Origin of the sequence: Geodermatophilus dictyosporus (assembly GCF_900115505.1) — a bacterium.
Classification (GTDB): domain Bacteria; phylum Actinomycetota; class Actinomycetes; order Mycobacteriales; family Geodermatophilaceae; genus Geodermatophilus; species Geodermatophilus dictyosporus.
On record NZ_FOWQ01000002.1, the window covers coordinates 189,619 to 202,504 of the forward strand.

The window sequence follows — 12,886 nt, forward strand, 5'->3', positions numbered from 1 at the left end:
CACAACGGATCGTCGGCGACGAGTCTCTCACCACGCCGGCCCCGTCCAGAGGCTCGCCCCGGGCTCGCGAGGGGTGAGGAGGACGGGGTCCTTCGTCAGAACAGGCGCTGGGTGGGGTCGTCGGTGCCCTTCAGGACGGCGTAGTCGACGGTCACGCAGTCGATGCCCCGGTCGTGCGCCAGCACCCGCGCCTGCGGCTTGATCTCCTGCGCGGCGAACACGCCCTTGACCGGCGCCAGCAGCGGGTCGCGGTTGAGCAGCTCGAGGTAGCGGGTCAGCTGCTCGACGCCGTCGATCTCGCCGCGCCGCTTGACCTCGACCGCCACGGTGGTGCCGTCGGCGTCGCGGCAGAGCAGGTCGACCGGGCCGATCGCGGTGGGGTACTCGCGGCGCACCAGCGACCAGCCCGCGCCGAAGGTCTCCACGTGCAGGGCCAGCAGCCGCTGCAGCTCGGCCTCGACGCCGTCCTTCTGCAGGCCGGGGTCGACGCCGAGCTCGTGGGAGGAGTCGTGCTCGACCGACTCGATGGTGATGACCAGCTGCTCACCCGCCTTGTTGGTGACCGTCCAGGTACCCGCTCTGCCGTCCGGGGTGTCGACCAGCTCGTCCTTGAGGGTGCAGGGCGGCGTCATCCAGTTCAGCGGCTTGTAGGCGCGGTCGTCGGCGTGCACCGACACCGAGCCGTCGGCCTTGACCAGCAGCAGCCGGTTGGCCATGGGCAGGTGGGCGGTCAGCCGCCCGATGTAGTCGACCGAGCAGCGGGCGATGACCAGACGCACGGGCGCCGACGGTACCGGTCGGGTCACGGCGGGAACCGCCGAGCCGGGCCGGGCGTCGCAGGACCGTGAGGAGCACGCGTCCCGGTCCGGTCGTCACCGCCGTCCTGCTGCTGGTGCTCACCGCGGCCTGCGCCACGAGCTCCGGCAGCGGCGGGACGGCGCCGTCCCCGGGTCCCGCGCCGCTGCCGGCGGGGCTGGTGCTGGAGGTGGCGCAGACCGGCGGGTTCACCACGCCGGAGGCGCTGGCCACCCGGCTGCCGGTGGTCACCGTCCACGGCGACGGGCGGGTGTTCACCCAGGGTCCGCAGATCGCGATCTGGCCGGCGCCGGCGCTGCCGAACGTGCAGGTACAGCAGGTCGGCACCGAGACGGTCCGCGACCTGGTCGAGCAGGCGGTGGCCGCGGGCGTGACCGATGACGGCGACCTCGGCGAGCCGCCGCTGGCCGATGCGACGACGACCCGCTTCACCCTGGTCACCGACGAGGGCACCGCCGTCCGGGAGGTCTACGCCCTCGCCGAGACGCCCGACGACACGGTCACCCCCGAGCAGGCCGAGGCGCGAGGCCGGCTGCGCGACCTGGTCGACGCGCTCACCGGGCTGCCCGCCACCGCGGAGCCGTACGTGCCGCAGACCGTGGCCGCCGTCGTCCGGCCGTACACCGGAGGCGACCCCGAGCTGCCGCAGCCCGACGTCGCCTGGCCCGGCCCGCAGCTGCCCGGCGTCCCGGTCGGCGCCGGGCTGACCTGCGTGAGCGCCACGGGGCAGCAGGCCGCCGACGTGCTCGCCGCCGCCGGGATGGCGAACGCGCTCACCCCGTGGGTGACGCCCGACGGCAGCCGCTGGTCGATCGCCTTCCGGCCCGTGCTGCCGCACGAGTCCGGCTGCGCCGACCTGGCCTAGTCCGTCCAGACCGGCGCGCGCTTCTCCAGGAAGGAGTGCATGCCCTCGCGGGCGCCGTCGAGCTGGCTGGTCGCGGCCATGACCTCGACGGCGGTGGTGTAGGCGTCCCGCTCGGGCCGGTCGAGCTGCGCGTACATCGTCTGCTTGCCGATCGCCTTGCTCGCCCGCGAGCCGCGGATCGCCCGGCCCAGGAGCTCGTCGACGGCGGCGTCGAGCTCGTCGTCGGGGACCACCCGGTTGACCAGGCCCCAGTCCAGCGCCGTGCGCGCGTCGATCACGTCACCGGTCAGCGCCATCTCCATGGCGCGCTTGCGGCCGACGTTGCGCGCGATGGCGACCATCGGCGTGTGGCAGAACCAGCCGCCCTTGCCGCCGGGGGCGGCGAACCCAGCCGACTCGGCGGCGACGGCGAGGTCGCAGGAGGCGACGAGCTGGCACCCGGCGGCGGTGGCCAGGGCGTGCACCCGGGCGATGACCACCTGCGGCACCGTCTGGATCGTGCCCACCAGCTCGGTGCACAGCGCCAGCAGGCTGCGCACCTCCGGCAGTGGCCGGTCGACGACGTCGGCGAAGTCGTGGCCGGCGCTGAACACCGGCCCCTCGGCGGCCAGCACGATGCCGGCCGCGTCCGAGCGCCCGGCGCCGGTGACGGCCTCGAGCAGCTGGCCCAGGTGCTCCCGGGACAGCGCGTTGCGCCGGGCCGGCCGGCACATGGTGATGCGGACGACGTCGCCGTCGCGCTCGACGCGGGGAGCTCCCTCGGCACTCATGTGAGCGACCTCACCACGCCCGCCGCCCGTCCGGCAACGCAGGCTGGGGACGTGCAGCCCGAGGACGTCACCGACACCGCACCCCGCGCCGCCGGCCGGACGCTGTTCAGCCAGGGCTGGCGCGACGTCGCCTTCCTGCACTGGTCGGTCGACCCCGCGCTGGTCGCCCCGCTGCTGCCGCCGGGGACCGAGCCGGACCTCCACGAGGGCCGCAGCTGGGTGGGACTGGTGCCCTTCCGCATGCGCCGGCTCGGGTTGCTCGGCTCCCCCGGCCTGCCCTGGGTCGGGTCGTTCCTGGAGACCAACGTCCGGCTGTACTCGGTCGACGCCCGCGGCCGCCGCGGCGTCGTCTTCCGGTCCCTGGACGCCGACCGGCTGCTGCCCGTCCTGGTCGCCCGCGCCGCCGGCCTGCCCTACCTGTGGTCGCGGATGCGGTTCACCCGCGACGGCGACCGGCTGACCTACACCTCCCGGCGGCGCTGGCCCGGTCCCCGGGGGGCCGGCGGCCGGATCGAGGTGCGGGTGGGACCCCGGCTGGCAGACCCCGGCCCGCTGGAGCGGTTCCTCACCGGCCGCTGGGGCCTGCACGAGACCGTGCTCGGCCGGACGTACTACTGGCCGAACGAGCACCCCGCCTGGCCGCTGTACCGCGCCGAGCTCCTGACCTGGGACGGCGACCTGCTCGCCGCGGCCGGGCTGCCCGGGATCGGCGGCCCGCCCGACAGCGTGCTGTTCTCCCCCGGCGTCGACGTCCGCTTCGGCCCGCCGACCTGACGCACCGAGTCGTTCCGCAACCCCTTGGGCGGGGCCGCCGCAGCCGGGAGGATGCCCCGGTGACAGCAGCCCCGGCGGCCCGGCCCACCACGACCGACGACGGCGACTGGGTGCACCGGCTGCTCGACCTGGCCCGCGACCGGCTCGGGATGGACATCGCCTGGCTGTCGGTGTTCACCGAGGACCGCCAGGAGCTCACCCGGGCGACCGGCGACCTGGCCTCGATGCACGTCGCGGAGGGCATGTCGCTGCCGCTGGAGGAGTCCTTCTGCGTGCGGGTGCTGTCCGGCCAGCTGCCGCCGGTGGTCACCGCGGCCGACCGCAACCCGGTCACCCGCGACCTGCCGGTCACCCGGAAGCTGGGGATCGGCTCCTACGTGGGCGCCCCGGTGCGCGCGCCCGACCGCCGTCCGGTGGGGATGCTGTGCTGCCTGAGCCGGGACCCCGGCGAGCAGCTCGACGGGTCGTCGGTGCGCACGGTCGAGCTGCTCGCCGAGCTGCTCGGCGACCACCTCGCCGCCGAGCAGCTGGCCGAGCGCGAGCTCGCCGCCCGGCGCGCCCGCGTCCTCGACGTGCTGCACCGGCGGACGGTGACCACCGCCGTCCAGCCGGTGGTGGACATGGCCACCGGCGAGGTCGTGGCGCACGAGGCGCTGTCCCGCTTCCCGGGCCGCGAGCAGGGGCCCGCGACCCTGTTCTCCGACGCGGCGGCCGTCGGCCTGGGCGTGGAACTGGAGATCCTGGCCGTGCGCACGGCGCTGGAGACGGCGGCCCGGCTGCCCCGCGACCTGCCCCTGGCGGTCAACCTCTCCCCCCAGGCGCTGCTGGCCCCGGAGGTCGGCGAGCTGCTGCTGCGCGGGGCGGCCGGCACGGCCCTGACCGTCGAGGTCACCGAGCACAGCCCGATCGAGGACTACCCGGCCGTGCTCGCCGCCCTCGAGCCGCTGCGCCGGGCCGGCGTCCTGCTCGGCGTCGACGACGCGGGCGCCGGGTACGCCAGCCTCCGGCACATCCTGCGGCTGCGCCCGGACACCATCAAGCTCGACATCGCGCTGGTCAGCCGGGTCGACACCGACCCCGCGCGGCAGGCGATGACCGCGGCGCTGGTGGCCTTCGCGGGCGAGACCGGCGCCGCGCTCGTCGCCGAGGGCGTCGAGACACCCGGCGAGCGCGACGCGCTGCTCGCCCGCGGCGTCCGGCTCGGCCAGGGTCACCTGTTCGGCCGGCCGGCGGTGCCGCCGACCTGAGGGCTCAGGCGGGAGCCGGCACCCGCTCGTCGAGCCCGTGCGCCTCGAGTCCGTGGGCACTGCGGACCACGTCGACGACCTGGCCCATGATGTCGGTGAGCCCGAAGTCCTTCGGCGTGAAGACGCGGGCCACGCCCTGCTCGCGCAGCCGCCGGGCGTCGCTGTCGGGGATGATCCCGCCGACGACCACCGGGACGTCGTCCAGGCCGGCCTCCCGCAGTCCCCGCAGCACCGCCGGGACCACCTGCAGGTGCGAGCCGGACAGCACCGACAGCCCGACGACGTGCACGTCCTCCTCGACCGCCGCCGACACGATCTGCGCGGGCGTGAGCCGGATCCCCTGGTAGACGACCTCGAAGCCGGCGTCGCGGGCGCGGACGGCGATCTGCTCGGCACCGTTGGAGTGCCCGTCGAGACCGGGCTTGCCGACCAGGAACCGCAGCCGCCCGCCGAGCTCCTCGCCGGTGGCCCGCACCCGCTCGCGCACCTGCCCGAGCATCTCGTCGGCCTCCCCGCTCCCGGTCGCCGCGGCCACGCCGGTGGGCGCCCGGTACTCGCCGAACACCTCGCGGAGCACACCGGCCCACTCCCCCGTCGTCACGCCGGCGCGGGCGCACTCGAGGGTGGCGGCCATGAGGTTCTCGTCGGTGCCGGCGACCTCGCGCAGCCGGGCGAGCGTGCGCCGCACCGGCTCCGGGTCACGCCCGGCGCGCCACCGACGCACCGCCTCCTGCGCCGCGGACTCCACGGCGGGGTCGACGACCTGGATGGCGGCGTCGAGGTCGGCGGTCAGCGGGTTGGGCTCGGTGCCCTCGAACCGGTTGACGCCGACGACGACGTCCTCGCCGCGCTCCATCCGGCGGCGGCGCTCGGCCAGCGAGGCGACCAGCCCGCCCTTCATGTAGCCGGACTCGACGGCGGCCACCGCGCCGCCCATCTCCTGCACCCGGGCGATCTCGGCGCGGGCGCCCTCGACCAGCTCGGCGACCTTGCGCTCCACCACGACCGACCCGGTGAACAGGTCGTCGTACTCGAGCAGGTCGGTCTCGTAGGCGAGCACCTGCTGCAGCCGCAGCGACCACTGCTGGTCCCAGGGGCGGGGCAGGCCGAGCGCCTCGTTCCAGGCCGGCAGCTGGACCGCCCGGGCGCGGGCGTCCTTGGACAGGGTGACGCCGAGCATCTCCAGCACGATCCGCTGCACGTTGTTCTCCGGCTGCGCCTCGGTCAGGCCCAGGGAGTTGACCTGCACCCCGTAGCGGAAGCGCCGGAGCCTCGGGTCCTGGACGCCGTAGCGCTCCTCGGTCAGCTCGTCCCAGAGCCGGGTGAAGGCGCGCATCTTGCACATCTCCTCGACGAAGCGGACGCCCGCGTTGACGAAGAAGGAGATGCGCGCGACCACCTCGCCGAAGCGCTCCTGCGGCACCTGGCCGGAGTCGCGCACCGAGTCCAGGACGGCGATCGCGGTGCTCATCGCGTAGGCGATCTCCTGCACCGGCGTCGCTCCCGCCTCCTGCAGGTGGTAGCTGCAGATGTTGATCGGGTTCCACCTCGGCATCGCCGTCACGGTGTGGGCGACCACGTCGGTGATCAGCCGCATCGAGGGCCCGGGCGGGAACACGTAGGTCCCCCGCGACAGGTACTCCTTGACGATGTCGTTCTGCGTCGTGCCCGCGAGCGCGGCGACGTCGTGGCCCTGCTCCTCGGCGACCACCTGGTAGAGCGCCAGCAGCCACATCGCCGTGGCGTTGATCGTCATCGACGTGTTCATCTCGTCCAGCGGGATGCCGTCGAACAGCGCGCGCACGTCCCCGACGTGGGCGACCGGCACGCCGACCTTGCCGACCTCGCCGGCCGCCAGCTCGTCGTCGGGGTCGTAGCCGGTCTGCGTCGGCAGGTCGAAGGCGACCGACAGGCCGGTCTGGCCCTTCGCCAGGTTGCGGCGGTAGAGCGCGTTGGACTCTGCCGGTGACGAGTGGCCGGCGTAGGTGCGCATGACCCAGGGACGGTCGCGGTCCTTCGACGGTGAAGAGGACGGCATGCCCGCGGAGTGTAGGGCCCGGCTACCCGCCAGTAGCAGACCCGTCGGGGGGACGTCGGTGGTGGCACACTCGATCGCGCACGGCCGGGCCGACCTGGGCTCTGCCGCCGGTGACCGAAGGAGGTCGGGGTGCTCCAGCCGGGCAGCCTCAGCTACATCGCCGGACCGGTCGTCGCGGTCGTGGTGATGGTGCTGCTGGCCCTCTTCATGCGCTGGGCCTTCGGCACCGGCGGGTCCGGCAGCGTGCGCCGCCGTCCGGCGCCGTCCGACGACGGCCTGCTCACCCGCGTGGCCACCCTCTCCCGCCGCGAGTCGGCGCTGGCCTTCCGCGCGGTGCTCTCCGACGCCGGGATCCGGTCCACGGTCCGCTGTCCTTCGCCCCACCGCGCCGACGTGCTGGTGTTCCCCGAGGACGCCTCCCGCGCCCGCGAGATCGCGGCCTCCTTCCCGGCGGCCTAGCCGGCGTCGGCGCGGTCGACCCGCGTGACCTCCGCGCCCAGGCCGCGCAGCTGGTCGACGAAGTCGGGGTAGCCGCGGTCGACGTGGTGCACGTCCTGCACCTCGGTCACGCCGTCGGAGACCAGCCCGGCCAGCACCAGGCCGGCGCCGGCGCGGATGTCGGTGGCCACCACGGGCGCGCTCGACAGCCGCTCCCGGCCGCGGACGACGGCGTGGTGGCCGTCGATGCGGACGTCGGCGCCCAGCCGGACCAGCTCGTTGACGAACATGAACCGGCCCTCGAACACGTTCTCGGTGATGAGCGCGGTGCCGGTGGAGACGGCGGCCAGCGCGACGGCCATCGGCTGCAGGTCGGTCGGGAACCCCGGGAAGGGCAGCGTGACGACGTCGACCCCGCGGGGCCGCTCGTCCATGGCCACCCGCACGCCGCCGTCGACGACCTCCACCGTGGCGCCGGCGCCGACCAGCTTGTCCAGCGGGACGGCGAGGTGCTCGGGAACGGCCCGCTCGACGACGACGTCCCCGCGGGTCATGACCGCCCCGATGCACCAGGTGCCGGCCACGATCCGGTCGGGGACGGTGGTGTAGGTGACCGGCGCCAGCTCGGTGACGCCCTCGACGGTGAGCGTGGAGGTGCCCGCACCGTCGATGCGCGCCCCCATCGCGGCGAGCATCGAGCAGATGTCGACGATCTCCGGCTCGCGGGCGGCGTTGTCGATGACCGTCGTGCCCTCGGCGAGCACGGCCGCCATGAGCAGGTTCTCCGTGGCCCCCACCGAGGGGAAGTCCAGCCAGATCGACGTGCCGCGCAGTCGCGGGGCGCTGGCCACCAGGAAGCCGTGCTCACTGTGGATCGAGGCACCCAGCCGCTCCAGGCCGGAGATGTGCATGTCCAGCCCGCGGGAGCCGATCGCGTCGCCGCCGGGCAGGGCGACCCGGGCGCTGCCGCAGCGCGCCACCAGCGGGCCCAGCACGCTGATCGACGCGCGCATCCGGCGCACCAGGTCGTAGTCGGTCTCGGTGGCCGGGTCGTCGGGGACGTCGACGACCACCCGCCCGCCGCCACCGGACAGACCCGACCGCTCGTAGGTGACGCCGCAGCCGAGCCGGCGCAGCACCTCGCTCATGATCGAGACGTCGAGGATGTCGGGCACCTCCTCGACGGTGGTCCGTCCGGAGGCCAGCAACGCGGCGGCCATGAGCTTGAGGGCGCTGTTCTTCGCCCCCGTGACGCGCACCCGGCCGGTCAGGGCCGTGCCGCCGGTCACCTCGAAGCACTGCACCGGGACACCCTAGTTGGCCCCGCTGCAGGGCCCCGCCGCGAGCCTGCGAGCGGTGGGGGGCAGCGGGGTCCTTCTAGGCTCGCCGGCATGACGGTCCGGCTGACGCGCATCTACACGAAGACCGGTGACGCCGGCCAGACGCACCTGGGCGACATGAGCCGGGTGACCAAGACCGACCCCCGGCTGGTCGCCTACGCCGACGTCGACGAGGCCAACAGCGTGCTGGGGATCGCCCTGGCCCTCGGGTCGCCGTCGCCGGAGCTCACCGAGCTGGTCCGCAGCGTGCAGAACGACCTGTTCGACGTCGGCGCCGACCTGTCCACGCCGGTGGTGCCCGACCCCGCGCACCCGCCGCTGCGGGTGACCGCCGCCTACACCGAGCGGCTGGAGGCGGCCTGCGACGAGCACAACGAGACGCTGCCTCCGCTGACCAGCTTCGTGCTGCCCGGGGGCACCCCGCTGGCGGCACTGCTGCACCAGGCGCGGGTGGTCGTCCGGCGGGCCGAGCGCAGCGTGTGGGCGCTGCTGCAGGCCGACGGTGGGCGCACCAACCCCGAGACCGCCCGTTACCTCAACCGGCTCTCCGACCTGCTGTTCATCCTCGCCCGCGAGGCCAACCCGGACGGCGACGTGCTCTGGGAGCCCGGCGCGCACAGCGGCGTCCACGCCCAGCGGGCGGCCCGCGACAGCTAGCTGCCCGGCGGGGCCGACTCCACCCAGGAGAGGAACCCGGTCACCGTCGAGGGCTCCATGGCCAGCTCCTTGCGCCCGCTGCCGGTGGCGCAGGTGAGGACGACGACGTCGTCGGGCAGGGCGACGTCGTCCCGGCCGGCGCCGCGGCGGCTCTCCACACGCACCTCGTGGCGGCACAGCCGCTGCTGGGGCCGCACGGACAGCGACAGGCCGCGGTACCACAGCAGCGCGTCCCCGCCGTACCAGGCCACGCCCACCGACCAGCGGGAGCTCCCGGCCGGGCGCAGCCACATGGTCACCGCGCCCAGGCCGGTCAGCAGCAGCCGCCGGCGCAGCAGGAAGGCGACCACCACGGCGACCACCAGCGCGGCGGCCACGACGAGGAGGGCGGTGGTCACCGGCGGGATCGTGCGGGTGGGTCCGGTCGGTTCAGCTGGACTGGCCGGCGGCCTGCAGCCGTGACTGGGCACGACGGGCGGCGGCCAGCGCCTCCGGGTCGTCGCCGCCCTCCTCGGCCCGGCGCAGCGCCTCACGGGCGCGCTCGACGTCGATCTCGGAGGAGATCTCGGCGGTCTCGGCGAGGATCGACACCTTGTCCGGGGTGACCGAGAGGAAGCCGCCGTGCGCGGCGACGACCAGGTCCTCGCCCTCGACCGTGCGGATCGTGACGACGCCGCCCGGGGCGAGCTCCCCGAGCAGCGGGGTGTGGCCGGGTAGGACGCCGAGATCACCCTCGGTGGTCCGGGCGATGACCATGCTGGCCTCGCCGGACCAGATCGTCCGCTCGACGGCCACCAACTCGACCTGCAGGGTCGCCACGACACTCCTCCGGGTCCACCGACGAACGGTGCTCAGGACGCCGGCCGGGAAGCGGGCACGGCGACGGTCGGCCCCACTCTAGCGGCGGGCGCCCCGGCACCCGGTGGCGGCCGGGTGACGTGCTGGAACGGTCACCCTCCAGGGGCCGCGCCGAGCGTGCCAGGCGTGGGGGAAGGGTGGTCCTTCGTCAGGCCGCGCGGCGGTAGAGCAGGGTCCAGCGGCCCACGCGCACCCACGGGTGGCGGACCGTGGAGGCCGGCGCCCAGTCCTCGGTGTCGAAGCGCCGGGCGTCGACGTGCGGCACCGGGGCCGACGGTGGCCAGGTCCAGCCCGGGTCGGGGCCACCGGCCCTGCTCGTGGCATCCAGCCAGTCCATCGTCGTCTCCCACAACCGAGCGTCCGGTCCCTCCGGGCGCCACCTGCTCGATCGGCAGGCAGACTCCCGTGCTTGAGGGCGCATCCGCCAGCCCCGATGCCCACGGACGGCGGAGACGAACCACCCGGCCGGGTGCACTCCTGGCCGGTCCCGACGCTGCGTGAGGGACCGCGCACGACCCGGACGCTCGACGGCCGGGTCCCCGTGGCGGGGACCCGGCCGTCGAGCGTCTCGTGCCGGGGTGGCGCTAGCCGCGCTTGAGCTTCTCGGCGTTGCGCTCGAGGTCCTCGAGGCCACCGCACATGAAGAAGGCCTGCTCGGGCACGTGGTCGTAGTTGCCCTCGGTGAGCGCCTTGAACGCCTCGAGGGTCTCCGACAGCGGCACGAACGAGCCGGGCTGACCGGTGAAGGCCTCGGCCACGAACATGTTCTGCGAGAGGAAGCGCTCGATGCGCCGGGCCCGGTTGACCGTGACCTTGTCCTCCTCGGAGAGCTCGTCGATGCCGAGGATCGCGATGATGTCCTGCAGCTCCTGGTAGCGCTGCAGGATCTGCTTCACCGTCTGGGCGGTCGCGTAGTGCTCCTGACCCACGTACTGCGGGTCGAGGATCCGGCTGGTGGAGTCCAGCGGGTCGACGGCGGGGTAGATGCCCTTCTCCGAGATCGGCCGCGAGAGCACGGTCGTCGCGTCGAGGTGGGCGAAGGTGGTGTGCGGCGCCGGGTCGGTGATGTCGTCGGCGGGCACGTAGATCGCCTGCAGCGAGGTGATGGAGTGGCCGCGGGTCGAGGTGATCCGCTCCTGCAGCTCGCCCATCTCGTCGGCCAGGGTCGGCTGGTAGCCCACGGCGGAGGGCATGCGGCCCAGCAGCGTGGAGACCTCGGAGCCGGCCTGGGTGAACCGGAAGATGTTGTCGATGAAGAGCAGCACGTCCTGGTTCTGCTCGTCCCGGAAGTACTCCGCCATCGTCAGCGCCGACAGCGCCACCCGCAGGCGGGTGCCCGGCGGCTCGTCCATCTGGCCGAAGACCAGCGCGGTCGAGTTGATGACGCCGGACTCGGTCATCTCCGTGATGAGGTCGTTGCCCTCTCGGGTGCGCTCACCGACGCCGGCGAACACCGACACGCCGCCGAACTCCTGGGCGACGCGGCGGATCATCTCCTGGATCAGCACGGTCTTGCCCACGCCGGCACCGCCGAACAGGCCGATCTTCCCGCCGGCCACGTACGGGGTCAGCAGGTCGATGACCTTGATGCCGGTCTCGAGGAGCTCCGTGCGGCCCTCGAGCTGGTCGAACCGCGGCGCGTGCCGGTGGATCGACCAGCGCTGGGCGTCCGCGCCGTAGCCCGGGGTGTCCAGGCACTCGCCGAGCGCGTTGAAGACGTGGCCGGTCACGGCCTCGCCGACGGGTACCGAGATCGCGGCACCGGTGTCGGTGACGGCGGCACCGCGGACCAGGCCGTCGGTCGGCGCCATGGAGATGGTGCGCACCACGTTGTCACCCAGGTGCTGGGCGACCTCGAGGGTCAGGGTCTTGCCCAGGTCGGCGAGGGTGACCTCCACCTTCAGGGCGTTGAACAGGTCCGGCATCGCGTCGCGCGGGAACTCGACGTCGACGACCGGCCCCGTGACCCGGACGACGCGGCCGGTGCCCTGCGTCGACGGGGGGTTGAGACGGTCCTCGGTGACGGTCATGGGGAGTGCTCTCCTGCCCTCGGGCTTCGGTGGTGTCTCAGTTCCAGTGTCCCCGTCCGCGGCGACGGCGGGGACGGTCGGTCAGTCGTCGGCGCCCGCCGAGACCAGCGCGTCGGCGCCGCCGACGATCTCGCTGATCTCCTGCGTGATCTCCGCCTGCCGGGCCTGGTTGGCCTGGCGGGACAGGTTCTTGGCCAGCTCCTCGGCGTTGTCCGACGCCGACTTCATCGCCCGCCGCCGCGACGCCGACTCCGAGGCGGCCGCCTCGAGCATCGCCGCGTAGATGCGGGTGGTGACGTACTTGGGCAGCAGCGCGTCGAGGAGTGCCTCGGCGGAGGGCTCGAACTCGTAGGAGGTCGCGGCGCCGCCGTCGCCGGTGCGGCCGGCCTCGCGGTCCTCGCGCTCGTAGTCGAACTCCTCGACCTCCTCGACCTCCAGCGGAGCCATCCGCTTGGCGACCGGGACCTGGGCCAGCAGCGACCGGAACTCGGTGTAGACGATGTGCAGCTCGTCCACGCCCTCCACGCCGTCCGCGCCCGGGCCGCCGTCGGCGTCGTCCTCACCGGCGGTGAACGCGTCGATGAGGGCGCCACCGACCGCCTGCGCGTCGGCGTAGCCCGGCTGCTCGGAGAAGCCGGTGAACGTCCCCGCCATCGGGCGGTCGCGGAAGGAGTAGTAGGTCTCCCCCTTGCGTCCGACGACGTAGAGGACCGGCTCCTTGCCCTCCTGCCGCAGCAGCGACAGCAGTTCCTCGGTGCGCCGGAGCACGTTGACGTTGTACGAGCCGGCGAACCCGCGGTCGGAGGTGATCACCAGGACCGCCGCGCGGCGGGCGTCCTGCCGCTCGGTGAGCAGCGGGTGCTCCAGCGACGCGGAGGACGCCAGCGCGGACAGCACGCGGGTGATCTCCCGGGCGTAGGGCTTGGAGGCCTCCACCCGGGCCTGGGCGCGCACGATGCGGGCGCCGGCGATCAGCTCCTGCGCCGAGAAGATCTTCTTCGTCGACTGGGTGGAGCGGATGCGGCGCCGCAGCGCGCGGAGCGAACCGGCCAC

14 protein-coding genes are annotated in these 12,886 nt (G+C 74.1%); 5 read left to right on the plus strand and 9 right to left on the minus strand.

Annotated features, from left to right (window positions below; genetic code table 11):
* Positions 1-95 precede the first annotated feature (95 nt).
* On the minus strand, positions 96-779 hold the full coding sequence (gene nucS, locus BMZ33_RS04420) for an endonuclease NucS (protein WP_091108281.1): 684 nt from the start codon (positions 777-779) through the stop codon (positions 96-98).
* Between the two features lie 65 nt (positions 780-844).
* Between nucS and BMZ33_RS04425 the strand changes: the two genes are divergently transcribed.
* On the plus strand, positions 845-1,681 hold the full coding sequence (locus BMZ33_RS04425) for a hypothetical protein (RefSeq protein WP_091108284.1): 837 nt from the start codon (positions 845-847) through the stop codon (positions 1,679-1,681).
* Here BMZ33_RS04425 and BMZ33_RS04430 read toward each other — a convergent pair.
* A complete protein-coding gene (locus tag BMZ33_RS04430; protein ID WP_091108286.1) occupies positions 1,678-2,451 on the minus strand; it encodes an enoyl-CoA hydratase-related protein in 774 nt (257 codons plus the stop codon). The genes BMZ33_RS04425 and BMZ33_RS04430 overlap by 4 nt on opposite strands.
* A gap of 51 nt (positions 2,452-2,502) precedes the next feature.
* On the opposite strand from BMZ33_RS04430, the gene BMZ33_RS04435 reads away from it, so the two are divergent.
* The gene (locus BMZ33_RS04435; protein ID WP_091108288.1) at positions 2,503-3,225 is read left to right on the plus strand and encodes a YqjF family protein; all 723 of its coding nucleotides are present in this window, start codon (positions 2,503-2,505) and stop codon (positions 3,223-3,225) included.
* A gap of 59 nt (positions 3,226-3,284) precedes the next feature.
* Positions 3,285-4,472: a sensor domain-containing phosphodiesterase gene (locus tag BMZ33_RS04440; RefSeq protein ID WP_169063877.1), complete on the plus strand. Its 1,188-nt coding sequence runs from the start codon at positions 3,285-3,287 to the stop codon at positions 4,470-4,472.
* A 4-nt stretch (positions 4,473-4,476) separates the two neighbouring features.
* Here BMZ33_RS04440 and BMZ33_RS04445 read toward each other — a convergent pair whose 3' ends face one another.
* The gene (locus BMZ33_RS04445; RefSeq protein WP_091108290.1) at positions 4,477-6,510 is read right to left on the minus strand and encodes a protein meaA; all 2,034 of its coding nucleotides are present in this window, start codon (positions 6,508-6,510) and stop codon (positions 4,477-4,479) included.
* A 129-nt stretch (positions 6,511-6,639) separates the two neighbouring features.
* On the opposite strand from BMZ33_RS04445, the gene BMZ33_RS04450 reads away from it, so the two are divergent.
* Positions 6,640-6,969 (plus strand): hypothetical protein, encoded by a 330-nt coding sequence (locus BMZ33_RS04450; protein ID WP_169063878.1) that lies wholly within the window; start codon positions 6,640-6,642, stop codon positions 6,967-6,969.
* Here BMZ33_RS04450 and murA read toward each other — a convergent pair.
* Entirely contained in the window at positions 6,966-8,252 is a 1,287-nt protein-coding gene (murA, locus tag BMZ33_RS04455) for a UDP-N-acetylglucosamine 1-carboxyvinyltransferase (RefSeq protein WP_091108291.1), read from the minus strand. The two genes, BMZ33_RS04450 and murA, sit on opposite strands and share 4 nt — an antisense overlap.
* Positions 8,253-8,339: 87 nt before the next feature.
* Between murA and BMZ33_RS04460 the strand changes: the two genes are divergently transcribed.
* Positions 8,340-8,945 carry a cob(I)yrinic acid a,c-diamide adenosyltransferase gene (locus BMZ33_RS04460; protein WP_091108293.1) on the plus strand — a complete coding sequence of 202 codons (606 nt, stop codon included), beginning with the start codon at positions 8,340-8,342 and terminating at the stop codon, positions 8,943-8,945.
* On the opposite strand, the gene BMZ33_RS04465 is transcribed toward BMZ33_RS04460, so the two are convergent.
* From BMZ33_RS04465 to BMZ33_RS04485, 5 genes are all read right to left on the minus strand, one after another.
* The gene (locus BMZ33_RS04465; RefSeq protein WP_091108295.1) at positions 8,942-9,343 is read right to left on the minus strand and encodes a DUF2550 domain-containing protein; all 402 of its coding nucleotides are present in this window, start codon (positions 9,341-9,343) and stop codon (positions 8,942-8,944) included. The genes BMZ33_RS04460 and BMZ33_RS04465 overlap by 4 nt on opposite strands.
* Before the next feature lie 31 nt (positions 9,344-9,374).
* Positions 9,375-9,764, minus strand: coding sequence for a F0F1 ATP synthase subunit epsilon (locus BMZ33_RS04470; protein WP_091108297.1), 390 nt, complete (start codon positions 9,762-9,764; stop codon positions 9,375-9,377).
* Between the two features lie 187 nt (positions 9,765-9,951).
* Positions 9,952-10,140, minus strand: coding sequence for a hypothetical protein (locus BMZ33_RS04475; protein ID WP_091108300.1), 189 nt, complete (start codon positions 10,138-10,140; stop codon positions 9,952-9,954).
* Positions 10,141-10,387: 247 nt separating this feature from the next.
* Positions 10,388-11,833, minus strand: a complete 1,446-nt coding sequence (gene atpD, locus BMZ33_RS04480) for a F0F1 ATP synthase subunit beta (RefSeq protein WP_091108302.1) — start codon at positions 11,831-11,833, stop codon at positions 10,388-10,390.
* An 81-nt stretch (positions 11,834-11,914) separates the two neighbouring features.
* Complete coding sequence (locus BMZ33_RS04485; RefSeq protein WP_091108304.1) at positions 11,915-12,886, minus strand: F0F1 ATP synthase subunit gamma; 972 nt, start codon at positions 12,884-12,886, stop codon at positions 11,915-11,917.

What these genes read in the sequence shown, in the direction of transcription:
- atpD (WP_091108302.1), bottom strand. Translation starts at nt 11,833, where the DNA reads ATGACCGTCACCGAGGACCGTCTCAACCCCCCGTCGACGCAGGGCACC.
- BMZ33_RS04430 (WP_091108286.1), bottom strand. Translation starts at nt 2,451, where the DNA reads ATGAGTGCCGAGGGAGCTCCCCGCGTCGAGCGCGACGGCGACGTCGTC.
- BMZ33_RS04475 (WP_091108300.1), bottom strand. Translation starts at nt 10,140, where the DNA reads ATGGACTGGCTGGATGCCACGAGCAGGGCCGGTGGCCCCGACCCGGGC.
- BMZ33_RS04460 (WP_091108293.1), top strand. Translation starts at nt 8,340, where the DNA reads ATGACGGTCCGGCTGACGCGCATCTACACGAAGACCGGTGACGCCGGC.
- BMZ33_RS04445 (WP_091108290.1), bottom strand. Translation starts at nt 6,510, where the DNA reads ATGCCGTCCTCTTCACCGTCGAAGGACCGCGACCGTCCCTGGGTCATG.